The sequence below is a fragment of the Kitasatospora sp. NPDC056138 genome (genome assembly GCF_042264695.1).
In the GTDB taxonomy this organism is placed as follows: Bacteria; Actinomycetota; Actinomycetes; order Streptomycetales; family Streptomycetaceae; genus Kitasatospora.
Map to the genome: position 1 here is coordinate 46,615 of NZ_JBHJVK010000006.1, position 25,405 is coordinate 72,019.

Annotated in this window: 23 protein-coding genes and 1 pseudogene; 16 read left to right on the forward strand and 8 right to left on the reverse strand. The window is 72.1% G+C overall.

The genetic code is table 11. The annotated features are described in order from the left end of the window. Positions 1 to 178: 178 nt before the first annotated feature. Complete coding sequence (locus ACFC1R_RS06355; RefSeq protein ID WP_375933609.1) at positions 179 to 790, reverse strand: TetR/AcrR family transcriptional regulator; 612 nt, start codon at positions 788 to 790, stop codon at positions 179 to 181. Positions 791 to 901: 111 nt separating this feature from the next. On the opposite strand from ACFC1R_RS06355, the gene ACFC1R_RS06360 reads away from it, so the two are divergent. The 9 genes and pseudogenes from ACFC1R_RS06360 to ACFC1R_RS06400 all read left to right on the forward strand — a co-directional run bounded on the left by ACFC1R_RS06360 (position 902) and on the right by ACFC1R_RS06400 (position 11,988). Beyond that, the gene (locus tag ACFC1R_RS06360; RefSeq protein WP_375933612.1) at positions 902 to 1,378 is read left to right on the forward strand and encodes a peroxiredoxin; all 477 of its coding nucleotides are present in this window, start codon (positions 902 to 904) and stop codon (positions 1,376 to 1,378) included. 421 nt (positions 1,379 to 1,799) lie between these two features. After that, positions 1,800 to 2,807, forward strand: coding sequence for an NADP-dependent oxidoreductase (locus tag ACFC1R_RS06365; RefSeq protein ID WP_375933615.1), 1,008 nt, complete (start codon positions 1,800 to 1,802; stop codon positions 2,805 to 2,807). A 912-nt stretch (positions 2,808 to 3,719) separates the two neighbouring features. Continuing rightward, positions 3,720 to 4,982, forward strand: coding sequence for a phenylacetate--CoA ligase family protein (locus tag ACFC1R_RS06370; protein ID WP_375933618.1), 1,263 nt, complete (start codon positions 3,720 to 3,722; stop codon positions 4,980 to 4,982). 101 nt (positions 4,983 to 5,083) lie between these two features. Continuing rightward, positions 5,084 to 5,596, forward strand: a pseudogene (locus ACFC1R_RS06375) (MFS transporter); the annotation flags it as partial. Between the two features lie 124 nt (positions 5,597 to 5,720). Continuing rightward, on the forward strand, positions 5,721 to 6,290 hold the full coding sequence (locus ACFC1R_RS06380) for a hypothetical protein (protein ID WP_375933971.1): 570 nt from the start codon (positions 5,721 to 5,723) through the stop codon (positions 6,288 to 6,290). After that, a complete protein-coding gene (locus ACFC1R_RS06385; protein ID WP_375933621.1) occupies positions 6,287 to 7,438 on the forward strand; it encodes a GNAT family N-acetyltransferase in 1,152 nt (383 codons plus the stop codon). The genes ACFC1R_RS06380 and ACFC1R_RS06385 overlap by 4 nt, the downstream gene beginning before the upstream one ends. Next, complete coding sequence (locus ACFC1R_RS06390; RefSeq protein WP_375933624.1) at positions 7,435 to 8,601, forward strand: acyl-protein synthase; 1,167 nt, start codon at positions 7,435 to 7,437, stop codon at positions 8,599 to 8,601. Before ACFC1R_RS06385 ends, ACFC1R_RS06390 begins: the two co-directional genes overlap by 4 nt. Continuing rightward, positions 8,598 to 11,123, forward strand: a complete 2,526-nt coding sequence (locus ACFC1R_RS06395) for an acyl-CoA reductase (RefSeq protein ID WP_375933627.1) — start codon at positions 8,598 to 8,600, stop codon at positions 11,121 to 11,123. The genes ACFC1R_RS06390 and ACFC1R_RS06395 overlap by 4 nt, the downstream gene beginning before the upstream one ends. A 181-nt stretch (positions 11,124 to 11,304) precedes the next feature. Beyond that, positions 11,305 to 11,988, forward strand: a complete 684-nt coding sequence (locus ACFC1R_RS06400; RefSeq protein WP_375933630.1) for a transglycosylase SLT domain-containing protein — start codon at positions 11,305 to 11,307, stop codon at positions 11,986 to 11,988. A 488-nt stretch (positions 11,989 to 12,476) separates the two neighbouring features. Here ACFC1R_RS06400 and ACFC1R_RS06405 read toward each other — a convergent pair whose 3' ends face one another. Beyond that, the gene (locus ACFC1R_RS06405) at positions 12,477 to 12,608 is read right to left on the reverse strand and encodes a hypothetical protein (protein WP_375933633.1); all 132 of its coding nucleotides are present in this window, start codon (positions 12,606 to 12,608) and stop codon (positions 12,477 to 12,479) included. A 192-nt stretch (positions 12,609 to 12,800) separates the two neighbouring features. On the opposite strand from ACFC1R_RS06405, the gene ACFC1R_RS06410 reads away from it, so the two are divergent. Both ACFC1R_RS06410 and ACFC1R_RS06415 read left to right on the forward strand, forming a co-directional pair. Then, positions 12,801 to 13,289, forward strand: coding sequence for a CAP domain-containing protein (locus tag ACFC1R_RS06410; RefSeq protein WP_375933636.1), 489 nt, complete (start codon positions 12,801 to 12,803; stop codon positions 13,287 to 13,289). Positions 13,290 to 14,144: 855 nt separating this feature from the next. After that, a complete protein-coding gene (locus tag ACFC1R_RS06415; protein ID WP_375933639.1) occupies positions 14,145 to 14,765 on the forward strand; it encodes a hypothetical protein in 621 nt (206 codons plus the stop codon). Positions 14,766 to 15,068: 303 nt separating this feature from the next. On the opposite strand, the gene ACFC1R_RS06420 is transcribed toward ACFC1R_RS06415, so the two are convergent. Together ACFC1R_RS06420 and ACFC1R_RS06425 are read right to left on the reverse strand one after the other, a co-directional pair. Then, a complete protein-coding gene (locus ACFC1R_RS06420) occupies positions 15,069 to 15,599 on the reverse strand; it encodes a nitroreductase family protein (protein WP_375933642.1) in 531 nt (176 codons plus the stop codon). Continuing rightward, positions 15,596 to 15,973, reverse strand: coding sequence for a DUF6092 family protein (locus ACFC1R_RS06425; protein WP_375933645.1), 378 nt, complete (start codon positions 15,971 to 15,973; stop codon positions 15,596 to 15,598). The genes ACFC1R_RS06420 and ACFC1R_RS06425 overlap by 4 nt, the downstream gene beginning before the upstream one ends. Before the next feature lie 637 nt (positions 15,974 to 16,610). On the opposite strand from ACFC1R_RS06425, the gene ACFC1R_RS06430 reads away from it, so the two are divergent. Further along, entirely contained in the window at positions 16,611 to 17,708 is a 1,098-nt protein-coding gene (locus tag ACFC1R_RS06430) for a S1 family peptidase (RefSeq protein WP_375933648.1), read from the forward strand. Positions 17,709 to 17,804: 96 nt separating this feature from the next. On the opposite strand, the gene ACFC1R_RS06435 is transcribed toward ACFC1R_RS06430, so the two are convergent. From ACFC1R_RS06435 to ACFC1R_RS06445, 3 genes are all read right to left on the reverse strand, one after another. Continuing rightward, positions 17,805 to 18,581, reverse strand: a complete 777-nt coding sequence (locus tag ACFC1R_RS06435; RefSeq protein ID WP_375933651.1) for a tyrosine-protein phosphatase — start codon at positions 18,579 to 18,581, stop codon at positions 17,805 to 17,807. Between the two features lie 377 nt (positions 18,582 to 18,958). After that, the gene (gndA, locus tag ACFC1R_RS06440; RefSeq protein ID WP_375933654.1) at positions 18,959 to 20,404 is read right to left on the reverse strand and encodes an NADP-dependent phosphogluconate dehydrogenase; all 1,446 of its coding nucleotides are present in this window, start codon (positions 20,402 to 20,404) and stop codon (positions 18,959 to 18,961) included. Positions 20,405 to 20,797: 393 nt separating this feature from the next. Further along, positions 20,798 to 21,061 carry a hypothetical protein gene (locus ACFC1R_RS06445; protein ID WP_375933658.1) on the reverse strand — a complete coding sequence of 88 codons (264 nt, stop codon included), beginning with the start codon at positions 21,059 to 21,061 and terminating at the stop codon, positions 20,798 to 20,800. 279 nt (positions 21,062 to 21,340) lie between these two features. On the opposite strand from ACFC1R_RS06445, the gene ACFC1R_RS06450 reads away from it, so the two are divergent. The 4 genes from ACFC1R_RS06450 (at position 21,341) to ACFC1R_RS06465 (ending at position 24,791) form a co-directional block, all read left to right on the forward strand. Continuing rightward, entirely contained in the window at positions 21,341 to 21,622 is a 282-nt protein-coding gene (locus ACFC1R_RS06450) for a hypothetical protein (RefSeq protein ID WP_375933661.1), read from the forward strand. A gap of 345 nt (positions 21,623 to 21,967) precedes the next feature. After that, a complete protein-coding gene (locus tag ACFC1R_RS06455) occupies positions 21,968 to 22,498 on the forward strand; it encodes a MarR family winged helix-turn-helix transcriptional regulator (protein ID WP_375933664.1) in 531 nt (176 codons plus the stop codon). Next, a complete protein-coding gene (locus ACFC1R_RS06460) occupies positions 22,495 to 24,261 on the forward strand; it encodes an MFS transporter (RefSeq protein WP_375933667.1) in 1,767 nt (588 codons plus the stop codon). The genes ACFC1R_RS06455 and ACFC1R_RS06460 overlap by 4 nt, the downstream gene beginning before the upstream one ends. Beyond that, positions 24,261 to 24,791, forward strand: coding sequence for a cysteine hydrolase family protein (locus ACFC1R_RS06465; protein ID WP_375933670.1), 531 nt, complete (start codon positions 24,261 to 24,263; stop codon positions 24,789 to 24,791). The genes ACFC1R_RS06460 and ACFC1R_RS06465 overlap by 1 nt, the downstream gene beginning before the upstream one ends. A 158-nt stretch (positions 24,792 to 24,949) precedes the next feature. On the opposite strand, the gene ACFC1R_RS06470 is transcribed toward ACFC1R_RS06465, so the two are convergent. Beyond that, positions 24,950 to 25,300 (reverse strand): VOC family protein, encoded by a 351-nt coding sequence (locus tag ACFC1R_RS06470; RefSeq protein ID WP_375933673.1) that lies wholly within the window; start codon positions 25,298 to 25,300, stop codon positions 24,950 to 24,952. Between the last annotated feature and the right edge of the window lie 105 nt (positions 25,301 to 25,405).

The window sequence follows — 25,405 nt, forward strand, 5'->3', positions numbered from 1 at the left end:
GTCACCGGCGTTCAGCCGGGCCCGGAACGTTCACCCCGGTGACCCGGGCCCGGCTCTCCCGATGCTCCCCGGGGCCGTGAGTCCGCCGGGTGGCCGACTGCCTCGCGGGTCCGGCAACGGGAGCAGCGTGGCGGCGGCACGGCACGACGGCCCGCGCCGTGCCGCCGCTCTCCGGGTCTCAGGAGAGCAGCGCCGCCACCGCGTCGGTCAGGTCCGCCGCGACCGCCGCCGGATCGCCCAGCGCCGCGCCGACCATCGCGCCGTCCCGCAGCAGCACCACCACATCCGCCCGCCGCTCCGGCTCGGCCACGCCGGCGACGCCCAGCAGGCGGGCCAGCGTCGCGCGGAACCACGCCCGGTGCTCGGCGATCGCCTGCGCCACCGGGCTGCTTCGGTCCGGGTACTCGGCCGCCGCGTTGATGAACGGGCAGCCCCGGAAGCCCGGTTCGCACATCTCCTGGCCCAGCCGGGTCATCATCAGCGGGAGCAGCTGATCAGCCGTCAGGCCCAGCGCCTCCGCGTGCTCCACCTCGGTCCTGATCCGCGCGTCCCACTCCTGGACGTAGGAGCGGACCAGGTCCTCCTTGCCCGGGAAGTGCCGGTAGAAGGTCGCCCGGGTGACGCCGGCTTCGGTGACGATCCGGTCCACCCCGACCTTGTGGATCCCCTCGGCGTAGAAGAGCCGGGTCGCGGTCTCCAGCACGCGAGCACGAGCGGCGGACGTGGCGGGAGCAGCCGGGGCGGGCGGCGTCGGAGCGGGTGCGGACGTGGCGGTGGAAGGCGTTCTCACGTTCCCGACCGTACTCCACGCCACAGATCCCACGCTGGCGCACATCTGCGCGAGGGTCTACGATCCGGGAAGAACGAACGTTCTGTCTCGCACTCTCGCGAAGGATCCTCCATGGCCAAGTCCCCCGAGGTCGGCACTCCCGCCCCCGACTTCACCCTGCCCGGCCTGCTGCTCGCCGACGGCACCACCGAGCGCCGCGAGTACCGCCTCGCCGAGGCCCAGGGTCACCCGCTGGTGCTGGCCTTCTACCCGGGCGACGACTCTCCCGTCTGCACGAAGCAGCTCTGCTCCTACACGTCCGACCTGGACCGCTTCAAGAACCTCGGAGCGACCGTCTGGGGCATCAGCCCGCAGGACCTGGAGAGCCACGAGGCCTTCGCCCGCAAGCACCGGCTGGGCTTCCCGCTGCTGAGCGACACGGACCGGGCCGTTGCCAAGGCCTTCGGTATCGCCGTCCCCGGGCTGGGCCTGCGGCGCTCGGTCTTCATCCTCGACGCCGACGGGACGGTCCGCTGGAAGCACGTCGCACTGGCCGGCCTGACGTTCCAGGACAGCGACACGCTCACCGAGCAGCTCGCGGCCCTGTAGCGGGACGGACGGCAACGGCACGGACGCCTGCGCCCCCGGCCATGGCCCGCACTCGGGCCGCGGCCGGGGGCGGGTCCGCAGCGGCGCAGGCCGGCCACGGCGGAACCCCTGCCACCCCACCTCCCAAGTCGCCCATCTTCAAGGGGATTCGCGGCGGAGGCCGACGCACGCCGGACGAGCGCCAGCAGATCACCTCCGCCGGGCCACCTCCAGCGGACCGCCCGGCGCCGCCCCGGCCGTCGTGTCCGCCGATGCCGTCGTGTCCTCCGATGGAGTGGTCACGCCGACGACACGGGGTTTCCGGGCGGGTCCGGCCTGGCGTTCTGACTAAGCGCTTGCTTAGACTCTGCGTTGCAGAGCACGGATCCATGCCGCGCAGAGCACGGAAAACAGCGCAGGAATCGAACCGCCGGGAGACGCCATGTCCGCAGCGAACCGTCAGATCCGCCTGGCCCGCCGACCGGAGGGCGAGGTCAGGCCCGAGGACTGGGAGCACGTCACCGAGCCGGCCGCAGCGCCCGGCGAAGGCCAGTTCGCGGGCCGGACCCGCTTCATCTCGCTGGACCCGGCGATGCGCGGCTGGCTGGACGACCGTCCGTCCTACCTGCCCCCCGTCGGCCTCGGTGAGGTGATGCGGGCCGGGTCGGTCGTCGAGGTCACCGAGTCCAACCACCCGAAGTTCCGGCCGGGTGACCTGGTCGTCGGCACCTTCGGCGTCCAGGAGCAGGTGGTCTCCGACGGCAGGGGCACGCTGAAGATCGACCCGTCCGCCGCCCCGCCGTCGACCTTCCTGGGCGCGCTCGGCATGACGGGCATGACGGCCTACTTCGGGCTGCTGGACGTCGGGGCCCTCAAGGAGGGTGAGACGGTGGTGGTGTCCGGCGCCGCGGGCGCCGTCGGCACCATGGTCGGCCAGATCGCCAAGGCCAAGGGCTGCCGGGTCGTCGGCATCGCCGGCGGCGCCGAGAAGTGCGCCCTGCTGACCGGCGAACTCGGCTTCGACGCCGCGGTCGACTACCGCACCGAGAACGTGAAGAAGGCCCTGCGCACCCATGCGCCGGACGGCATCGACGTCTACTTCGACAACGTCGGCGGCGAGATCCTGGACGCGGCCCTGGCCTGCCTGGCGATGCACGCCCGGGTGGTGATCTGCGGTGCAGTCAGCCAGTACAACGCCACCGAACCCGTCCATGGCCCGTCGAACTACCTGTCGCTGCTGGTGCGCCGCGCCCGGATGGAGGGCTTTGTGGTGTTCGACTACGCGCCGCGCTTCGCCGAGGCAGCCCGGGAGATCGGCGGCTGGATCGCCGACGGCCGGATCAAGGTCCTGGAGCAGGTGGTCAAGGGCACCCTGGACGACTTCCCGGACACCCTGCAGATGCTCTTCCGGGGCGAGAACACCGGCAAGCTCGTCCTCGAACTGACCTGACGACCCCGCGCGCAGAGCGCGCCCGGGAGTCGGCCCGGAGCCCGTCAGCGGCTCGTTCGGACCACGGCCCGTCGGTACCGGCCCCCGCACCGGTACCGACGGACCGTGGTCCGAACGCGTTCTCCGCCCTGAAGGCCCGGCCGCCCGTCGAAGGAGCGTCTCCCTCCGGGCAGCACGCGCACCCGTCTCGCACTGTGCGCCTCCGGGCCCTGCCCCCTCCGGTCGCGAGGCACCACGCAGGGTCCGGCCGATCCCGCCCTTGCGGCGTCCGGAGCCACCCGTGGCCGGATCTCCGGCACGGCCGACGGCCGACGGCCCGGCCGGTGATGCGTATTTCAGCAGTGTGACGAGCCGGGATGTCCACGATTGGTCGTGCACCGTTCAACTGAATGTCCGTCATCGGACCGAACGGCGTGGCCCCCTGTCGCCGCATCCGATCGAGACCCGCTCAAGTCACGTGCTCAAGAGCTCAACTGTCTCGAATTCAACCTTTTCGTGGCGCAAATTCGCCACCGCCCATCGTGCACCGACCACGACCGGCCGATCGCATGAGATCTAGCTCACCAGGCCATTCAGGAACCCGGCCGAAGATTCCGATGTCAGAGCGTTCGACCATGGTCAGTCCGACTCTGCGGATACACGCACCTTGAATCCGAAGGCTCACGAAGGGTGATAGCCTACGTTCTGTCGGTGGGGGCGCCAAGTGATCCGTCTATCTGTTCAATTGACCGACGATCACTTCGGCTCAAGAGCTGGCGACCCGCTCTGATCCCTTTCGATCCAGTGACAGTCCAGTCGCGCCGTGATCCCGATTGCCGTCGACCACCGGTCGCCAATCGCCCACAGCCCATCCGGTGATTCCGCGCCCATGCGGTATCGCCGCACCCTTCGTATGCCCCAAAGCAGGAATCGATGCCCGTTCAACCGATAACGGAACTCATACGCTTCGCGCGCGACAACTCACCCTTCTACGCGGAGCTGTACGCCGGTCTACCCGACCGCATTACAGACCTGACGGAACTTCCGGTCGTACCCCAGACCGAGTTCTGGCAGGCCAACACGCCACGTGACAACCGCCTCCTGACCGGACCGCTGAACGACGCGGTGGTCTTCAAGAGCGGAGGCACGACCGGTTCCCCGAAGTTCTCCTGCTACGACCGCGAGGAATGGCGGGAGTTCACCACCGCGTTCGGTGCCGGCCTGGTCGATGCCGGGCTGCGTGCCGGGCACCGGGTCGCCGACCTCTTCTACGCCGGGGACCTGTACGCGAGCTTCCTCTTCATCCTCGACTCACTGCACCGCTCGCCCGTCGCCAACGTCCGCCTGCCGATCGGCGGAGCGGCACCGCTGGAGTCGACCGTGCAGACCCTGGAGCAGTTCGACATCGAGGTGATCGCCGGCACGCCGACCACCCTGTGCGCGCTGGCCGACCACCTGATGGCCTCAGGACGCGAACTCCCGCACGTGGAGCTGCTGCTCTTCGGCGGCGAGGGCCTCTACCAGGACCAACAGCCGCTGCTGGCCAAGGTCTTCCCCAACGCCCGTACCTCCTCGATCGGTTACGCCGCGGTGGACGCCGGACTGCTCGGCCGGGCGGTGCCCGGAGCGGACCCGCGGGTACACCGGGCCTTCACCCCGCACACCGTGGTGGAGATCCTCGACGACCACACCGGCGAACCGATCACCCGCAACGGCGTCCCGGGCCGGGTCGTGGTGACCGACCTCCGGCGGCGGCTGATGCCGGTCCTGCGCTACCCCGTCGGCGACCGCGCCGAGTGGACCGACGCCGCCGCAGGGCACTTCCGCATCCTCGGCCGGGCCGAGGAAGGCGTCCGGGTCGGTCCGGTGTCGCTGTACACGCAGGACGTGCTCGACCTGGTCACGGCCGCCGATCCGCAGCGCCGGGTGACCGGTGTGCAGCTGGTGGTGCGCCGCTGGGACGGGCGCGACGGCCTGCTGCTGCGCCTGGCCTGCGACGGGAACGAGGCGGGACTGCCGGAGCTGGCGGCCGCCGTCACCGACCAGGTCCTGACCGGCCGGCCGCTCTACGCCGAGGCCGTGGCCGCCGGGCACGTCAACCAGCTGTCCGTCCAGTGGGTGCGACGGCGGGAACTCGCCGTCAACACGCGTTCGGGCAAGCTGATCCGCGTCATCGACGAACGGCCGCACTCGTGACGGCCGCCTCCGGGGCACCCCGGAAGCTCCCCGTCGTGCTGCGCAACCGCGCCTTCGGCGCGGTGTGGGCCGCACAGGTCCTGACCCAGGCCGCGGGCCGGATGTTCCAGGTCGGCGTGGTCTGGTGGCTGGTCGGATACGCGGCCGGCAGCGATCGCGGCCTCGCCTCCGGGGCGTTCCTCGCGGTCAGCACCCTGCCCGCGGTGGCCCTGGCGCCACTGGTGGCCTCGCTCATCGCCCGCTGCCCGCACCGGACGGTCCTGGGCGGTGCCGCCGCGCTGGCCGGCCTGGTCGCGGCCGCCACGGCCGGCTGGACCTACGCCGCGGCGCTCCCGATGGGCGTGGCGTACGGGGCGGCGCTGCTGCTGGCCGGCTGCCAGGCCGTCTTCGACCCCTGCCTGACCACCTCCATCCCCGAACTGGTCGACGACGCCGACATCGAGGCCGCGACCGGCTTCGAACTCGCGACCCAGTCCCTGGCCGGGCTGGCGGGCGGACTGCTGGGCCCGCTGGTGGTCGACGCCTGGGGCCTGGCGGGCATCGTGGCAGGCTGCGCGGGCGCGTACCTGCTGGCGGCCGCGTTCATCGGCGCGACCCGCTTCCCCGCCCCGGCCGCCGAGCCCGGGGCCGACCAGGCCGCCACCCCCCCGGCGGACGCTGCGTCAGATCCTGGCCGACGTACCCTTCGTCCGCCGGGTACTGCTCTGCTTCGCCGCGGCGAACCTGTTCACCACCGCCGTGTTCGTCGTCATGCCGCTGTACACGCGTTCGGTGCTGCACGCCGACGGCTCGACCGTCGCCGCCCTGGAGGCGGCGCTCGGGGTGGGCACCCTGGCGGGGTCGTTCACCGGCGGCCGGCTGCCGGGCTCGCCCACCGCCGTCGGCGCGGGCTGCCTGACGCTGATGGCCGCCGCGCTGGGCCTTCCCGGGCTGCTGGCCGCGCAGGCCGCCGCCGTCGGGGCGATGGCCGTCGCGGGCTGGTGCGTGGGCGTCATCGGGGTGCGTTTCGTCGCCCTGTTCCAGCGGCTGGTGCCCGCCGGTGACAAGCCCGGGTTCTTCGCCGTGATGCAGGCCCTGCTGGGCGCCACCTTCCCGCTGTCCTCCCTGCTCTTCGGCATCCTCGGCGACCAGCTCTCACCGCGCTCGCTCTGCCTGGTGCAGGCCGTCGGGCTGGTGCCGGTCGCGGCGGCGCTGTGGTGGCTCGGCAACGGCAGCCGGGACCTCTCCGAGGCCGCGGACCCCGCCGCGCCCGTACTCCCCGACGCGGCGCCCGACGCCGGCCCGGTACCCGCAGGAGCGCAGTCGTGACCGTGACCCTCTCCCCCGCGACCCTCCAGGACATCGCCCAGCTGCGCCAGTTGTACTTCGACGTCTACGGGCACGGCTACCCGGTGGCGCTGGGCAGCGACCCCGCGGAGATGCGGCGGCTGATCGCCGACCCGCACACCCACTGGCTGACCGCACGCCGGTCCGAGACGGGCCAGCCCGTCGGATCGGTGGTGGTGCAGACCGACCACGGCAGCCGGGTCGGCAAGCTGGTCGGCCTGGCGGTCCACCCCGAGCACCGGCAGGGCGGGCTGGCCGGACGGCTGACCAGCGCGGTGTGCGCGGACGCCTTCGCCACCGGCACCCTCGACTCGATCTACGCCACCGTCCGCGTGGTGACCCAGGGACCCCAGCAGGTCTTCGCACGCAACGGGTTCCGGCCGCTCGGCCTGATGCCGAACGCCGTCGAGGTGGCGGGGTGCGAGAGCCTGGCACTGTTCGCCCGCTACGCCGACGGCGTCCTGGACCGCCGGGAGGCGGTCGAGCGCACGCCCGCCGCCCTGGCACCGCTGCTGGAGGCCGCGGCGAGGAGCACCGGCATCGGTTACGGCGCCCTGCGACCGGCCGACGCTCCGGACGCGGGAGCGCGGCCCGTCCGCCTCATGCCCTCGACCACCGAGCTGGAGGTCGTCACCGCGCCCGGCTTCGTTGGGCGGCGGTTCCTGGAGCTCTTCCCCGATCCGGCGGAACGCTTCTTCCCGCTGCACAGCCCGAACACGGTGCTGACCCCGGCGGACGGCTCGTTCGAGGTGTACGCCGACCTCGACCCGGTCGCGGCGAGCTGTTCGCTCGTCGCGGTGCACCCCCGACCGGCGGCGGTCACCCACGCGCTCGAACCGCTGATGGCGGCCGTCACCAGGGCAGGTGCCGACTACGTCGAGACCCTGCTGCCGCTGTCCGACACCGCGGGGCTGAGCGCCTTCCTGGCCTCGGGGTTCATCCCCAGCGCCATCTACCCGGCGATGCGCCGGATCGGCGACCGCTTCCACGACCACGTGGTGCTCTCGCGCACCAGCCGTCAGATCGACTTCCGGACCACCGCCGTCAGCGGGCTGCTCCAGCCGTACCTGAGCGCCTACCTGACCGCCTGGACCGCTACCTATCTGCCCCTTCACGAGGTTGCCCCATGAATCCCCATCTCGCTCCCGTCGAGGTTCCCGACCCGGCAGCACTCCCGCACGTGCAGCAGCTGTGCGACCTGGCCTCGCCGTACGCGGCCGGGCCCGAGAGCGACGCGCTGTTCGCCGCCGCGATGGCCGAGACCAACGCCTGGCACGCCGAGCGCTCACCGTTCTTCGCCTCCCTGCTGGACGGGCCGCCGGAGACTCCCGCGCCCACCGTCGGCGAGGCGGTGCGCACCCCGCTGGTGCACGCCAACTTCTTCAAGCGGCACGAAGTGCTCTCCATCCCCCGCGAGGAGGTCTTCCTGCACCTCACCTCGTCGGGCACCACCGGCCAGAAGTCGCAGATGTTCTTCGACACCTGGACCATCCGCTCCGCGCAGCGCATGGTGGCCCGCATCTTCGACCACTACGGCTGGATCACCCCCGAACAGCCCGTCAACTACCTGCTGTACAGCTACGAGCCGGCCGAGAAGCTGAAGCTGGGCACCTCGTTCACCGACAACTACCTGTGCGACTTCGCCCCGGCCCGGCACACCACGCACGCCCTGCGGCACACCGGCAGCGGCCACGAGTTCGACGTGCACGGCTGCATCAGCGCCCTCCAGCGGTACGCCGAGGAGGGGCTGCCGGTGCGGATCCTGGGCTTCCCGGCGTTCCTGCACTTCACCCTGGAGCGGATGCGGGCCCTCGGCATGCCGCCGCTCCGGCTGCCCGAAGGCTCCCTGGTGCTGCTGGGCGGCGGCTGGAAGGGCCACACCGACCGGCAGATCGCCAAGGAGGACTTCTACGCGGAGGTCACCGAGCAGCTGGGCATCCCGTCCGGGCGCATCCGCGACACCTTCGGTTCCGTCGAGCACTGCGTGCCGTACATCGAGTGCGAGGAGCACCGGCTGCACGTACCGGTCTGGTCCCGCGCGGCCGTCCGCGACACCCGGACCCTGCAGCCGCTCCCCTACGGCGAACGCGGCTTCCTGCACCTGGTCTCCCCCTACATCACCTCGGTGCCGGCGCAGAGCGTCGTCATGGGCGACCTCGCCTCGCTGCACCCCGCGCAGGACTGCCCCTGCCCGCTCGCCACACCGTGGTTCACCATCCACGGCCGCGCCGGGGTGAGCCGCAACCGCAACTGCGCGGCGGCCGCCGCCGAACTCCTGAAGGGAATGTCGTGACCACCGAACCCCACTTCTGGCAGGGCTCGTTCATCGACGACGCCGAGGCCGGCCGCCGACTGGCCGAACTGCCCGCGCTCGCCGAGCGCAGCCTGGCCGAACCACTGTCCACCGAGACCGTGCTGAACGCCTGCGCGGCGGTCGGCGCCTCGCTGCGCACGCCCGGCAGCCCGGTGCACACCCGGCTGACCGCTCACCTCGTCGACGGCGGCACCGACCCGGACGAGGCCGCCGCCACCCTCGCCGAACTCGCCGCCGTGCTCGACCGCCAGGCGCTGGAGCGCAAGCTCCGGCGTGAACTCGGCGGTCTGCACCCCGAGCGGCTCAGGCGTCCCGATGCCCGGGAGACCGTGTTCGAGGCCTGGGCCCCGGTCGGACTGCTGGTCCACATCGCCCCGGGGAACGCGGCCGCCGTCGCACCGCTGAGCGTCGTCGAAGGGCTGCTCACCGGGAACCTCAACGTCCTGAAGACCAGCAGCGGTGACACCCTCCTCGCCCAGCACCTGCTCGCCGAACTGGCCGCCGCGGACCCGACGGGAGCGCTCGCACGGCGCATCGTCGTCCTGCGCTTCCCCTCGGCCCGCACGGAGTGGCTGCGCCTGCTCTGCGCACCCGCCGACGCCGTGGCGGTCTGGGGCGGCGAGGACGCCGTCCAGGCGGTCTCCGAACTCGTGCCCGCCGGCTGCCGGTTGGTCGAGTGGGGGCACAAGGTCTCGTTCGCCTACCTGACCCGCGACGCGTGGTCCGACCCGGCGACCCAGGACGCCCTCGCCGCCGACGTCTGCCGCTTCGAGCAGCAGGCCTGCTCCAGCCCGCAGGTCGTCTACCTCGACACCGACGACACGGACGAACTCTTCGCCTTCGCCGAGAGCTTCGCGACCCGGCTCGCCGCGGTCTCCGCCAAGTACCCCGCGCCGGAGCTCGAACCGGCCGAGTACGCCGAGATCACCACGACCGAGCTGGTCACCGGCCTGGAGCAGCACCTGGGACTGACCAGGGTCATCACCGCCGACGACGGCTCCTGGCGCGTGCTGGCCGACACCCGGTCCGCGCTCGCCGCCTCGCCGCTGCACCGCAGCATCTGGGTCAAGCCGCTGCCCCGCACGGCGGTCAGCGCCACCCTGCGCCCGATGCGCCGCTACCTGCAGACCGCGGCGATCGCCGGCAGCCGGGCCGACATCGCCCGGCTCTCGCACGCCGTCATCGCGGCGGGCGTCCTGCGGGTCACGCCGGTCGGGGCGATGCTGGACAGCTACCACGGCGAACCCCACGACGGGGTCTACGCGCTCCAGCGCTACAGCCGCCGGGTCAGCGTCCAGGCGGACGAGTCCTTCGGCGCCACGGCCTGCCTGGACGACCTGATCGCCCCCGCCGCCCCGCTCGCAGCTCCGACCGGCCCGCTGCTGGACAAGGCCGGAGTGCAGGAGCAGCTGCGCACGCTCGCTCCCGAGCACGCCCACCTGTACTTCCGCAGCGGTGGCACCACCGGGGCCCCGGCCCTGTCGGTGTTCACCAACGACGACTACGACACGCAGATGCGCGCCGCCGCGAACGGCCTTCTCGCGGCCGGCTTCGACCCGGCTCGGGACCGTGCCGCCAACCTGTTCTACTGCGGTGGCATGTACGGAAGCTTCATCAGCTTCTTCTCGATCCTGGAACGCCTCAACGCCACCCAGATCCCGATGGCCGCGGGCCCCGACCACGCCGCCGTGGCCGAGGCCCTGGTCGCGTACCGGGCGGACACCCTCTTCGGCATGCCCTCCTACCTGTGGCAGCTGCTCCACGACCAGGGCGAGCTGCTGCGCGAGTACGGCGGGATCCGGAAGGTGTTCTACGGCGGCGAGCACTTCACCGCCGAGCAGCGCAGGGTCCTGACCGAGGACTTCGGCGTCCAGGTGATCCGCTCGGCCGCCTACGGAAGCACCGACCTGGGGCCACTGGGCTACCAGTGCACCCACTCGGAGGGCTCGGTCCACCACGTCCTGAGCGAGCTCCACACCCTGGAGATCCTGGACCCGGCCGCCGACCGGCCGGTGTCCGCCGGACAGCCCGGACGTCTGGTCTTCAGCAGCCGTACCCGGGCCGGGCAGCGCCTGGAGCGCTACCAGATCGGCGACCTCGGCCGCGCCGTCGACGGGGTGTGCCCGTGCGGCAGCCACACGCCGCGGATCGAGCTGCTGGGCCGCTACGGAGACGTCGTCCGGGTCGGCACGTACTTCTTCAACTACCGGCGCTTCGTCGAGGTCGCGGAGGAACAGCTCGGCTACCGGGGCGAGTTGCAGCTGATTCTGACCTCGGGCGGCGACCGGGAGGAGCTGTCCGTCCGGCTCGACGAGCGGTACGCGCCCGCTCCCGAGGAGGCCCGCGCCGTCCTGCTGACCGCCATCGGGGAGCTGGGCTCCGCGGTCGGCGAGGGACTGCTCACCTGCACGGTCGAGACCTCCGGGGCCGGCGGCTTCGAGCGGACCCCGACCAGCGGCAAGCTGCGCACGGTGATCGACCGGCGGCAGCCGACCACCTGACGCGACGGGGCCGGGGCACTGCGCCCCGGCCCCACGCCGTGGGTCACAGGGAGCGTTGCGGGGGACGTGCCGCAGTAGGCCCGGTGGCCCGACCCGACCCCACCCACCGACCTGACCCACCGACCCGGCACCATGGCCGTCGGCGGTGCGTTGGCAGCAGGGAGGCAAGGGAGGCAAACGGATGAGTGAGCGCAGAGGACTCGGGCGGCTCCTGGCCGCGGCGGCCGTCGCCCTGGTGATCTGGCTGCTGGCACGCGGCGGCCATCCGTCGGTGCGCCCCGGCCCGGACTCGGCGTCAGGGCGGCCGACGGCGGTGGCGAGCGCGTCCCCCACCCCTACGGCCGACCCGTCCGCCCCACCGCCGGGCGGTGCCTCCTACGACCCCGCGGACTTCGCCGGGCAGGTCCGTACCTCCGCGAACAGGGCCGGAGTCGACCCGCAACTGCTGGAGGCGATCCTCTACAACGAGTCGTACAAGCCGCACGACCCCGCGCTGGAACGCGCCTGGCAGCGCATCAAACCTGATTCCGCCTTCGGCATCGCCAACATGCACCGGGCCGCCTTCGACGACACCAAGCAGGGGCGGGACTTCGCCGACCGCACCTGGGAGGAACTGCCCGACCACCCGGATCTCGCCATCGAGGCCGCGGCCTGGTACCTGCACGACCTGGCAGCCCAACTCCCCTCGCACTGGTCCGCGTCGTACACCGAGGGCGAGTTGCTGGCCCTCGGCTACAACGCCGGGGCCGGCAACATGCTGGCCTTCGCCCGTGGAGCGCACCCGGGCGCCCAGGCCGGCTCCTACCTGGAGCGGCTGCACGACAACTGGTCGAAGGCCGGCCAGGCCGTGGGGTCCGAGCGGTAGTGGAAGCACCGATGTCGGAGCGGTGCCGGGCGGGCGGGCGACGGGACCGCGCGGCACCGGCCGTCCGGCACCGGCGACGCCGGCCCCAGGAAGTCCGGGCGCATCCTGCCCGACCGGATCCGGCGCCCCCTGGAAGCTGACTGGTTCTCGCTTCGACGCGGGCCCGCGGTGTGCGGCTCGGCGGTGCGTGGCCGGGCGGTGGGTTCTCGCGTCGGCGCCCGTGACGGCCTGCCGCTCGAACTACCCTGCGGCATGCTGCTCCGCTCGCACGGCGGAAGCCCTGCTCGACGGAGAGCCACGAGGTCGGGCGAGCGTGTGTCACGGCTCTTCGAACAGGAGATCCGCATCCTCGGCCGTTAGACTGAACTCGCAAGCAGCCCATGAAGGGACAAGGCCATGCGCTGCAGCCCCCACTCTCTCCGAGCTCGGCCTGCCGCTCTTCGCCTTCCCCAACGTGCTGCCCGGTGCCGCGGCGGACGGGTTTCCGCTCACGCCTCGACGACGACGTCGGCGTCCGTGTCACCGGCGGCACCAGAGGTCCGCTCCAGCACCCTGAACCTCACCACTGCCCAGAACGGTGGCAGCCAGTACCCCATGGCCTGCCACCGCGGGCTGGCCACGGGTAACGAGCAGGGGTCTTCGCGACGGCACGTCCTGCGTGGAGCCGCCGCCTCGCTCGCGGCCTCGTCAATTCCATGCGGACGCGCAGCGTACGGCGAGTGGTGCCGCCGGGCCCAGGCCTGACCTCACGCGTCGTGTGCGCTGAACGACTGCGCGTCCAAGTTCACCCACGCCGGAATGTAGGTAATGTCATGCATGCAACAAATTACCGTATCCGCGGCGCGTGCGCCGCCGCCTGCGCCGCCTCCCTGCTGCTGCTCGCCGGTGCGACCGGCGCGAGCGCCGCCCCCTCCGGGACCAACCTCGCGCCGCAGACCTCCGGCGGCGAGATCCTGGCGCTGGAGAACGCCGCACGAGCCCAACAGGGCTGTCCGGCACTGAACGAGAACGGGCAACTCACCCAGGCCGCCCAGGTTCACAGCACGGACATGGCCAACAACAACTTCTTCTCGCACACCGGCTCCGACGGGTCCGACATCGCAACTCGTGCCGCACGCGCGGGCTTCAGCCCCAGCATCCCGACCAGTGAGAACATCTCCAGCGGTGCGACCAGCTCACAGGCCGTCTTCGACGGCTGGATGGGCAGTGCTCCCCACCGGGCCGCCATCCTGAACTGCAGCTGGACGCAGACCGGCATAGCCGGTTCCGGCACCCTCTGGACCCAGGTCCTCGGCACCTGACCAGTCGAGCCGGCCGGTCCGCGCCCGGCCGGCCCGGACCGGCCCGGACCGGCCGGGCGGGGCCTCCCGGCCCACCCAGCGCCGTCACGACGTGCGTGTCCCGCGTCCCGTGTCCCGGAGAGTCGCTCGGTGGCTGGAGTCGTACCGAGCAGACCGCCCGGTGGTAGCACGGCGGTTCCGGTCGGGACGATCCTGAGATCGTCCGGACGTGAAGGCAGGGCCTCTCGGCAACTCGCGGGTGTGAATCCCCTACGAGTGGCGGGAGGCCCTGCTGTCTTGCGTTTCGGGGCAGGCCCACCCGGCGGGGCTCGTTCTCGACCGGTCTGGCGGTGGCGTTGACCCGACGCGGCCATCGTTCCTCGGCACCGGGCCGGGAACCGCCCTCCGCAGACGCCGGGCCGGGGCCACAGGAGTGGGCGCCGGTCCCACCTGACGGGCTGCGCCCGGCCCGACTCTCCGCCACGAGCCCAGCGGTGGAACTCAGGGAAGCCGGACGGTGACCTCCGGGAGGGCCGGTGACGGTCCGTCGAGCAGCGACTGTGGGACCCCCGCCGGATGCAGGTCGAAGTCAGGGATGGATCGCGACGTCGTCCTCGATACTGACCGACAGTCAGCTTTCAGTCGAGCATCCGATATGACTACTCCGACCTCAGTGGGACATCGGCTGTCGCGACCCGTACGAACGGTACGGTCGGGAGCGAGCCCTCCCTCCGCCTCCCCCTGCCGGCACAACCCGTCTGTCACAGGACTGCAACAGGCGCGACCGGGCGGACCTGGGCCACGTGTAAAGGAGTAACAACAACCGCAGATCCGGTCGCTTGCATCCAACAGGCCGGACAAGCAAGGGAGTTCACCATGTCGGCTCACCGCCGCCTGTTCACCGCTGCGGCTCTCGCCGCGAGCACCGTCCTCACCCTCACCGCCTTCAGCGGCCCCGCCATTGCCGCAGGCTCGCCGGCGCAGTCGAGCGGCGCGGACGTCGCGCTGTGCGGCAACTCCGAGTTGGAGAGCGACATCGCGCCCAAGATGATCGGCCTGCACGAGAGTGCCGGTTCCCGGTGGAGCGGCGTCGTCAAGCTCACCAACACCTCGGCGCAGGACTGCGTGATGTACGGGCCCGCCGATCTGCGGACCGACCACACGAGCGGCGAGTTCACCAGGCTGACCACCGGCGTCCTGGGCGACGGCATCTTCTCCACCGACCGGGCGCACGGCACCGTGGTACCGGTGGGACGTTCGGTCTACCAGCCCGTCACCTGGCTCTCCTCCCCGCCGATCGCCCCGAACGCGAGCTGCACGACCGGCAACCTGCTCGTCATGGTCCGCAACGGGGGCGTCCTGACCCTGCCCATTCCCGTCAAGGACGGCCGCTTCTGCCCGAGCGGGGACATCGACTCCCCCCAGGTTCTGATCGGCGTCCCGCAGCGCACCCAGGTCGACGCACTGGCCCAACTGCAGAACCTCGGCATCAAGTAGCAGACTCGGCCACCGGACCGTCCGTCATTGATACGCGACAGGAGCCGAGTTGAGCGGTGATCGGCCGGGGCCGGGACGCCCCGGCCGATCACCGTTCTCGCCGTCGGATCCACTGCACCGAGTTCGTCGTCCCGACCGCCCCCACCCCAGCCGAGGAGTCCTTCCACCGCGGCCGAGCCGCACGAGCCCACCACACGGTGGGCGTACCGGGACCGAGCGGCCCACCCCGTTCCAGGACCGGTGTCGGCACCGGGCCGCCCGCTCGTGGGCGCCACAGGCGCGGCCGCTCCAACCCGGTCCGGGTCAGCCCCGTTCCCACTGGATGAGGTCCTCCCAGGCGGGACCGCCCCGACGCCGGACGGGAGGCAGTTGCTCGGCGGCCGGATGGCCGAGACAGACGATCAACTCGGGGCGTACGCCGTCTGCGAGATTGAGCAGCGTGGCGACCGCCGCACGGCTGAACGAGGTGACCGGCCCGGCTCCCAGGCCGATGCCGTGTGCCGCCAGCAGCAGGGTGGCGGCGGCGGTGCCCACGTCGATGTAGGGGCCGGGGTTGGCCGGGGGGAACCCGTAGCTCCGGACCTGTGGCCAGTCGACGCAGACGACGATCGCCGCCGTCGGGTGCTGGAGCATACCGGGCGAGACCATGCGCAGGGCCCGCAGGAGCGGCGGACGGGTGACCGCGACGTAGCGGTGCAGGCGCCGGTTGCCGGCGTGCGGCGCGTAGCGGGCGCTGTCGAGCACGGCCGTGAGCTGCCGGTGGTCGACCGGCTCCGGCGTCAGGACCCTGACCACCCGACGGGTGCGGATCGCCCGGAGCACGGTGTCGTTCACGAGTCCGTTCCGTTCCGGTCGAGGTCCCGGTCGAGGTCCCGGTCGAGGCCCTGGTCGAGGTCCCGGTCGAGTCCCAGGGAGACGACCAGGTGTTCGGCCACCGAGCGGCACAGCGCGTCGAGGCGTTCGACGTAGCCCTCGGGGTCACCGGCGCCGACGGTCGTCTCGGAGAATCCCCGGCGGATGTCCGCGAGGAGGGGCTGCAGTCCGGCGCCGGCCCTGGGCTCGATCATGGCGGCCAGTCGGCCGGCCGCGGTCAGCAGGCGCATGGGCGCGTACTCGGCCGCCTCGTCCACCTGGGTACGGGCCGCCGTCACCAGGTAGGCGAGGAGTTCTACGGCGTCGCCTTCGTCGAGCACGGGAGAACCGGACACGGACGCACCTTTCGCTGCCTACGGGCGGTCCTCACCGCGTACCGGTGCCGCAGCGGCGGGCCGCCCCTGTCAGCAGTCTCTTGCCCCACCGCGTGCGCGGCCTGCCGGGCGCACCCGCCCAGGTGCCCCGGATCCCGGCGGAGGGGCCGATCGGGCCACCGGACGGGCCACCCGACGGGTCACCCGACGGGCAGACAGGCGGGCCGGCGCAGGTGCGGCGGGTGGGCGGGTCGGCGCAGGTGCGGCAGGTGGGCGGACCGGCGCAGGTGCGGCGGACGGGCGGCGGCGACGCACCGACGGCAGAGCCCGAGCACCCTGGTGGCCCTCCCGGACCTGCCAGGAACCCGTACCGCGGAACACCCACCTCGGACACCCGGCGCGGAAGGGCTGCGCACTTGGCCGTCCGTCGCCATCACTTCACGTCAACTCGTCTTGGAACGACCGTAGTTCAGGGCCGACCGTCAAAGCTGTGAGAATCCTGATAGTGCGGCGGAGCCATCACCTTGCGGCCGCCCGAACGCCATCGGGATACTCGGCGACACCGCTTGGCATGCACGCGGTAAGACTCCGGGCGCCACCCCCAACCGGCGCCCTCCGGGCCCGCATGACCGGGCCCGCCCCCACAGGAGGAACCGAGTTGAGTACTCGACGGACCGCACCGCCCACCCGGCGCCGCGCCGTTCTCACGGCCGCCGGAGCCACCGTTCTCGCCGCCGCGCTCCTGCTGCCGCAGGTGTCGGCCCAGGCCGCGCAACCGACCGTGTCGACTCCGAAGAGCCTCCCGGCGGCCGCCGCGGCGCGCCTCGCCGCCGAACTCGGCTCGCAGCTGGGCGAGAACGGCACCGGAGGCACCTATATCGACGCCGCGAGCGGCAGAGTCGTCGTCAACGTCCTTGCTGCGTCGGCGGGCCAGCGGGTGCAACGGGCAGGAGCGCAGGCCCGCGTGGTCGCGCACTCGCTGGCCGAACTCCGCGGCTCGGCCCGGACCCTGGGACAGCGGGCACGGATCCCGGGCACCGCCTGGTCGATCGACCCGCGCACCGACCAGGTGGTGGTCACGGCGGACCGCACCGTGACCGGCACGAAGCTGGAGCGGCTGGAGAAGACGGTCGCGTCCCTGGGCGGCACCGCCCGGCTCAGGCACTCCACCGGGACGTTCAGGCCGCTCGTCGCAAGTGGTGACGCCATCTGGTCCAGCGGCGCACGCTGCTCACTCGGCTTCAACGTCGTCAAGGACGGGCAGCCGTACTTCCTGACCGCAGGTCACTGCGGGGTCGCCTTCCAGAGCTGGTCGGACTCCCAGGGCGGTGGCGAGATCGGCTCGGTGGAGGCTGCCACCTTCCCCGGCAACGACTACGCACTGGTCCGCTACACCGACCCCAACGCCGACCACACCAGTGCCGTCGACCTGTACGACGGCACCACCCAGCCCATCACCGGCGCCGGCGACGCCACCGTCGGCCAGTCCGTGCAGCGCAGCGGAAGCACCACCGGCGTCTACGGCGGCACCGTGACCGGCCTGGACGCCACGGTCAACTACCAGGAGGGCTCGGTCTCCGGACTGATCGACACCGATGTCTGCGCCGAACCCGGCGACAGCGGCGGCGCGCTCTTCGCCGGCGACCAGGCGCTCGGCCTGACCTCGGGCGGCAGCGGCGACTGCACCAGCGGCGGCGAGACCTTCTTCCAGCCCGTCACCGCCGCGCTCAGCGTGTACGGCGCCACGATCGGCTGACGCCCGGCACCGTGGGATCCACTCCCCGGTGGGCCCGCGACGGGCCGGACCGTCGTCGCGGGCCCACCGGGGGTCCGCCGTGCATCCGTTGTCGGATCAGGCTTCGGTGAGCAGGAGTTCACGCAGGGCGGCGCGGCGGTCCGGGCTGAGGCCGAGGCCCTCACGAAGGTAGCGGTCGGGTCCTCCCCAGTGGGTGCGCACCGCGGTGAGGGCGGCGCGCAGGTACGCGGGGCGCGCCTCGAAGATCGGGCGGAGCAGCGACCAGAGCTCCGAACCGGGTTCGGGGACCGTGCCGTCGGCGCGGGTGAAGCGGTGGGCCTGGGTGGGGTCGTTGCTGCGCAGGTAGTCGGCCATGACGACGTCCTCCGGGACGCCGAGCGCGAGCAGCACGACGGCGACTGCCCAGCCCGACCGGTCCTTTCCGGCCGCGCAGTGGACCAGGGCGGGCAGCCCGCCGGGCTCGGTCAGGGCGTGCAGCATCCGACCGAACTCCTCGGTGCGGCCGAGGACCCGGTCCCGGTATGCGGCGATCATCCTGGCCTCGCCGCCGCCACCGTCGAGCTCGGCCCGCAGCGCGGCCAGGTCGCCCTCCCGGAGCAGGTGGTAGAACCTGGCGCCCTGTGCCGGGTCGGTGAGTGCGAGCGTGAGTCGCGAGGCACCGGGGACAGCGACGTCGGCGCGGTCGACGTCCAGTTCGGCCGCACCCCGCAGATCGATCACCAGCCGCAGGCCCAGCCCGACCAGCGCCGAGACGTCGTCGGGAGTGGCCCGGGCGAGGTGTCCGCTGCGGAACAGTCGCCCGTGCCGCACCGAGCGGCCATCGGCCGTGGGAAGCCCCCCGACGTCACGGAAGTTGCGAACACCACTGAGCATCGGCACGGCTGAGCCACTTGCGTCGGCACTCCCACCGGTCATGACGCGTCCCCTCCAGCTGTCGACCTGTCCGTCGCACCCTACGCTCCCCCACCCGGTGACCGGCAGTGGGCGGGGCCGACCACCGAGCGGAGGCGCTCCGGCAGCCGGCCTCGACAGTCTCGAACGGCCTGGACGGCCTACACCCCTTGGTGGAGCTCCTCCGAGGGGCACCACCGGGCCGCGCCGCTCGCCGCTGGCAACACCGTTGGACAGCACGGGCGTTGGCACCCTTCGGGATAGCCGGCCGACGGCCCGTTCCCCGCCCGCCCTCGCGGGAACTGCTCGCGGGAACTGCTCGCGGGAGCTTCACACGCGGGGCTGGAACCGATGGGGGGTCAGCGCTGTTCCTCCGGGCGGCCGTCCTGCTCCCAGCGGGTGTGGAAGGTCCCGTCGCGGTCGACGCGCCGGTAGGTGTGCGCGCCGAAGAAGTCGCGCTGCCCCTGGACCAGGGCGGCCGGAAGGCGCTCCGCCCGCAGGCTGTCGTAGTAGGCGAGGGCGGTCGCGAAGCCGGGCGCGGGCACACCCAGCTGGGCCGCCGTCGAGACCACCCGTCGCCACGCCGACTGCGCGGAGCCGAGCGCCTCGCGGAAGTGATCGTCGGTCAGGAGCGTGGGGCGCTCGCGGTCCCCGTCGTACGCGGCCTTGATCCGGTCCAGGAACCGGGCCCTGATGATGCAGCCACCGCGCCAGATGGCGGCCATCTCGCCGGGATCGATCTGCCAGGAGTACTCGGCGCTGCCGACCTGGATCTGGTTGAAACCCTGGGCGTAGGCGACCATCTTGGACGCGTACAGGGCCTGCTCGACATCGTCGGCGAAGCGGTCCGCCGCCGCGCTGTCGAGCCAGGTCTCGGAGGGGCCGGGCAGGCCTCGCCCCGCTTGTCGGAGCGGCACACTGCCGGAGAGCGCCCGGGCGAAGACCGCCTCGGCGATCCCGCTCACGGGCACCCCGAGTTCCAGGGCGCTCTGGACCGTCCAGCGGCCGGTGCCCTTCTGCTCGGCCTGGTCCAGCACGACGTCGACGAAGGGCCGGCCGGTCGCCGCGTCGGTGTGGGCGAGGATCTCGGCGGTGATCTCGATCAGGTAGGACTCGAGGCGCCCGCCGTTCCAGGTCCGGAAGACCTGGGCGATCTCGGCCGGTTGGAGGCCCGCGCCGTGGCGCAGCAGGTCGTACGCCTCAGCGATCAGCTGCATGTCGGCGTATTCGATGCCGTTGTGGACCATCTTGACGAAGTGGCCGGCGCCGTCGGGCCCGACGTGGGTGCAGCACGGTTTGCCGTCGACCTGGGCCGCGATGGTCTCCAGCAGCGGCCCCAGGACCCGGTACGCCTCCACCGTGCCGCCGGGCATGATGCTCGGTCCCTCCAGTGCGCCCTGCTCGCCACCGGAGATCCCGCTGCCGACGAAGTGCAGTCCGCGTTCCCGCAGGGCCGCCTCCCGCCTTCGGGTGTCGAGGAAGTGCGCGTTCCCGCCGTCCACCACCACGTCACCCTCGTCGAGCAGCGGCACGAGCTCGTCGATGACCGCGTCGGTCGGCGCTCCGGCCTTGACCATGATCACCATCAGGCGCGGGCGCTGCAGCGCCGCGACGAACTCCTCGGGGCTCTCGGCAGGCACGAACTCGCCCTCGTGGCCGAACTCCTCCAACAGTGCCGTGGTCTTCGCCTTTGTGCGGTTGTGCACGGCGACCCGGTAGCCGTGACGGGCGAAGTTCCGGGCCAGGTTGCGACCCATCACGGCCAATCCGGTGACGCCGATCTGGGCCTGCGGCTGCTCGGTCATGACGGGAATCTCCAAGAACTCAAAGGGGTCAGGGTGGTCGGTGGGGGAAGCAGGTTCAGCGGCTGTTCCGGGAGCACCGTGTCGTCGGCTCGGGCTTGCCGCACCCGGAGGAGCCGAACCCGGGCCGGTGCGGGCGGGCAGGTGCGGACGGGCGGGCTGGTGCGGACGGGCGGGCAGGTATGGACGGGCGGGCGGGCAGGTCGAACTCCGGGCCGGTGCGGGCGGCCACTCACCGGCCTCCGGTCGTTCGGGTGACGGCGGGCCGCCGTGAAGGGGCCCGACGACCTGTCCGTCGCTGGGGAGTCGTCACCCGGCTCGTCCGGACCGCCGCAGGCGCGCTCCGCCTCCCGGCGGTCGCGGTGGGCTCGTCGGCGACGTCCCGTACGCCGGCCCCTACTCTGCGGAGACCGCCAGGATCTCGTGCTCGGGAATCTCGATGTACGTCTCGCCGTCCACCTCGATCTCCGCTCCGGAGAACCCGGTGAAGAGGACCTTCTCCCCGACCTTGACGTCCACCGGATGCGGCTTGCCGCTCTCCAGGGACCTGCCGGGTCCTACTGCCATCACCTCGCCCCTGCGCGTCTCGGCGTCCTGGTCGGTCGGCTCTCCGATCGGCTTGACGATCAGATGATCGCGCTCCGGGTGGAACTCGGGCATGGGATGGTCCTCTCGAATAGGCGACTGCGGCGCGGCCGAGCCCGCCACACACACGATTCTGCCGAGGTTCACGATTCCCGCACGGTATGACTGAGGGCTTTCGGCCTCATGGGGGTATCCCGGCTCCTGCCTGTTCCTCTTCGCGGGCGCCGGGACCCCGTTCACGGACGGTCCGTTCCGGTGCGCGAGCGGCCTGTTCCGGTGCGCGAGCAGTCGGTTCCGGCTCGCGAGCGGTGGGATCCGGTGGCGTCCGACCGGGATTGCAGCGACCATCGGACCATGGCCGACACCCCCCTGGGCCCCGATGCCCACTACCTGCTCGCCACAGCGGACCTGTACGGATGGGACGTCGCCCGGGAGCCGGACAGCGGGATGCGACTGTCCCTTCTCGACTGGACGCTCCAGGTCGTGCTCACGCCCGACGGCCACTTCCGGCTCGGCCGGGCCAGTGGCCCCGAGACCACCGAGAAGGACCTGGACCTGCGCGAAGCCCTGGACGTACTGGAGAAGCACGGCAACCCCACTCCCCCGGAGACCGACAGCGCCGATCCGCGAGGCTGAACTCCCGCACGACACCTCGTGGCCCTCTGCCGGGTACTCCTGCCGGAGGGCCACTGCCACGTCCGGGCTGTGCGACGCGATCTCGCGGGCGTGCCTGCTGCCTCCAGCAGGTGGACCCCCGCGCACAGGACTTCCCGAGGATCTGCCGCAGAGCCGGAGGACGTCCGGAGCGGGCCGCGCGATGCGTCCGTGGGCCGACCTGCACAGGGCACCGCATCGCACCCTCACCTCGCCTCACCGCACCGCATCGCATCCCCCGTACCCGAGCGGTCCAGCCGCGCGGCCACCGACAGGCCTTCACCAAAAAGTAGTTACATCTGATTGATTAAGCTACTGTAAGTATCCATGGAGCAGCAGAACCCAACCCCTGCCGACGCCACTGCCACCGGTGCCGCCACCGACACCGGCACGGACAGCGCCACCGACAGCGCCACCGACGTCGTCGCCGACATCGACCCCGCCGAGGTCGCCGCCGCGCTGCGGCTGGCCGTCGGCCGCATCGCCCGCCGCGTGCGCCAGTCCCACGCGGTCGGCGAACTCACCCACTCCGAGGTGTCCGTACTGTCGCGGCTGGATCGGGACGGCGCGATCTCACCGGGGATCCTGGCCGAGTTGGAGCGGGTGCGCCCGCAGGCGATGGCCACCACCCTGGCCGGGCTCGAGGAGCGTGGCCTGGTGACCCGCCGTCAGGACGCGACCGACGGACGCCGGTCGCTGATCTCGGTGAGCGAGGCCGGCCGGCGGATCGTCACCGACCGCCGCTCGAGGTCCGTGCAGCGGCTGGCCGACGCCGTCAGCGCCACACTCACCCCGGCCGAGCAGCGCGAGCTGCTCGGCACCCTGCCACTGCTCGAACGACTCGCGGAGCACCTGTGACATCCACGGGCCCGGGGTCTTTGGGCACCCCCGAGGCGCAGCCCGCCTCCCCGGACCGCTACAAGTGGGTCGCGCTGTCCAACACCACCATGGGCGTGCTGATCGCGACCATCGACGGCTCCATCGTGATCATCTCCCTGCCGGCCGTCTTCCGCGGCATCGGGCTCGACCCGCTGGCCCCCGGCAACATCGGCTACCTGCTGTGGATGATCCTGGGCTACACCCTCGTCTCCGCCGTACTGGTGGTCGCCCTCGGCCGGCTCGGCGACATGTTTGGCCGGGTCCGGATGTACAACCTGGGCTTCGCGGTCTTCGCCTGCGCCTCGCTGGCGCTCTCGCTCGATCCGCTGAAGGGCGGCGGCGGGGCCCTGTGGCTGATCGGTTTCCGGGTGGTGCAGGCGGTCGGCGGCGCCATGCTCACCGCCAACTCGGCGGCCATCCTCACCGACGCCTTCCCGGCCCGGCAGCGCGGGATGGCACTGGGCATCAACCAGATCACCGGCCTGGCCGGGATGTTCCTGGGCCTGCTGGCAGGCGGCGTGCTGGCGGCCGTCGACTGGCGGGCGGTGTTCTGGGTCAGCGTGCCCTTCGGTGTGGTCGGCACCTTCTGGTCCTACCGCAGCCTGCGGGAGACCGGCACCCGCAAGCCGGGGCGGATCGACTGGGTGGGCAACCTGACCTTCACCGCCGGGGCGGGTACCCTGCTGGCGGCCGTCACCTACGGCATCCAGCCGTACGGCGACCGCTCCACCGGCTGGACCAGCCCCTGGGTGCTCGGCGGGCTGGCCGCGGGGGTGGCGCTGCTGGTCACCTTCTGCGTGGCGGAGGCCCGCGTCGCCGAACCGATGTTCCAGCTGGGGCTGTTCCGCATCCGTGCCTTCGCGGCAGGCAACCTGGCGGCGCTGTTGATCGCCATCGCCCGCGGCGGCATGCAGTTCATGCTGATCATCTGGTTGCAGGGCATCTGGCTGCCGTTGCACGGCTACGACTTCGAGCGCACGCCGCTGTGGGCCGGCATCTTCATGCTGCCGCTGACCGTCGGCTTCCTCATCGGCGGCCCGGCCTCCGGGTACCTCTCCGACCGCTTCGGTGCCCGGATGTTCTCCACCACCGGGCTGCTGCTGGTGGCCGGCTCGTTCGTCGGACTGGTCGCCCTGCCGGTCGACTTCTCCTACCCGGCCTTCGCCGCTCTGCTGTTCGTCAGCGGGCTCGGCCAGGGGATGTTCTCCGCCCCCAACACCTCGGCGATCATGGGCAGTGTCCCGGCCGGGCAGCGCGGGGTGGCCTCCGGCATGCGGTCGACCTTCCAGAACTCCGGTACCGCACTGTCGATCGGGCTCTTCTTCTCGCTGATGGTCTCCGGACTGTCCGGCTCACTGCCCCGGGCGATGAGCAGCGGCCTGCAGGCGCAGGGCGTTCCTGCCGGCACGGCCGACCAGGTGGCCGGACTGCCGCCGGTCAGCACACTGTTCGCGACCTTCCTCGGCAACAATCCGGTCGCCCATCTGCTGGGCCCCAGCGACGTGTTGCAGACCCTCCCGGCCGACAGCGTCCGGACGCTCACCGGCCACCGGTTCTTCCCCGAGCTGGTCTCGGGGCCCTTCCACCACGGCCTGACCACCGTCTTCGGCGCAGCCGCGGCGATGGCCCTGGTCGGCGCGCTCGCCTCGGCACTGCGCGGCGAACACCGCACCACCGGACCGGTCACCCCGGCCGAGACGACGAACGGACAGGAAAAGTGTCAGCAAGCGCCCTCCTCGTAATGGACGTCCAGCTGGGGATCACCTCCCGGGTCCAGGACGCCGGCTACCTCCCGCGGCTGCGCTCGGCGATCGAGGCCGCCCGCGCCGCCGGAATCCCGGTGGTCCACGTGGTCATCGGCTTCCGCGACGGCCACCTCGAAGTCAGCTCCCGCAACCGGGCCTTCGCCGCACTGCCGGCCGGCGCCTTCACCCCGGACGACCCGAACGCCGCCATCCACCCGGATGCCGCCCCGTTGCCCGGCGAGGCCGTGGTCACCAAGAAGCGCGTCAGCGCCTTCGTCGGCAGCGACCTGGAGCTGGTGCTGCGCGCCGGCGACATCCGGCACCTCGTGCTCAGCGGTATCGCCACCAGCGGCGTGGTGCTCTCCACCCTCCGCCAGGCCGCCGACCTGGACTTCGGACTGACGGTACTGTCCGACGGCTGTGCCGACGTCGACCCCGAGGTGCACCGGGTACTGACCGAGAAGGTCTTCCCGCGCCAGGCTGCGGTCCTGACCGTCGACGAGTGGGTCGCCGACCTGAAGAACTGACGCACCACCCTGAAGAATTGACGTGGCATCAGCGGATGTGCCGTGGCGGCGGAGCGCCGTTTCCACGGCGCACCCGCCGACCCGACAGACCGGTGCTTCAGGTGCTCCTCGGCCCGGATCCGCCCCGGCCGGGCCGGGGCCCGAGGGCGCCGGTGGGACTACAGGCCGACGGCGGTCTCGTGGCGGGGCTCGTACATGCCCACCTCACCGCCGCCCGGCAGCCGGAGCCTGGTCAGCCGCCCCCAGCGCGCCTCGGTGAGCGGCCGGGTGAACTCCACGCCCTTTTCGGCCAGTTCCGCCATGGTCGCCTCGACGTCGTCGCACATCAGGTAGAACTCCTGCACCAGCGGACCGTCCGTGGGATGCACGGCGATCTCGGTCGGCGGGAGCTTGAAGACGAGCCAGCCGCCGCCCGCGTCGACGTGCGGGTACTCCAGCACGTCCCGGAAGAAGGCCCGGTCCGCCTCGGCATCGCGGCTGTGGAGGATGACGTGTCCGCCATTGATCATGTGGTCAGGATAGGCGCCAGGGCGGACGGAGGGTTCGCTTGAACCGACGACACCGCCGACACCGGTGGCATCCGACGCGGGATCCGGGCGGCCGGCCGCCCCCGG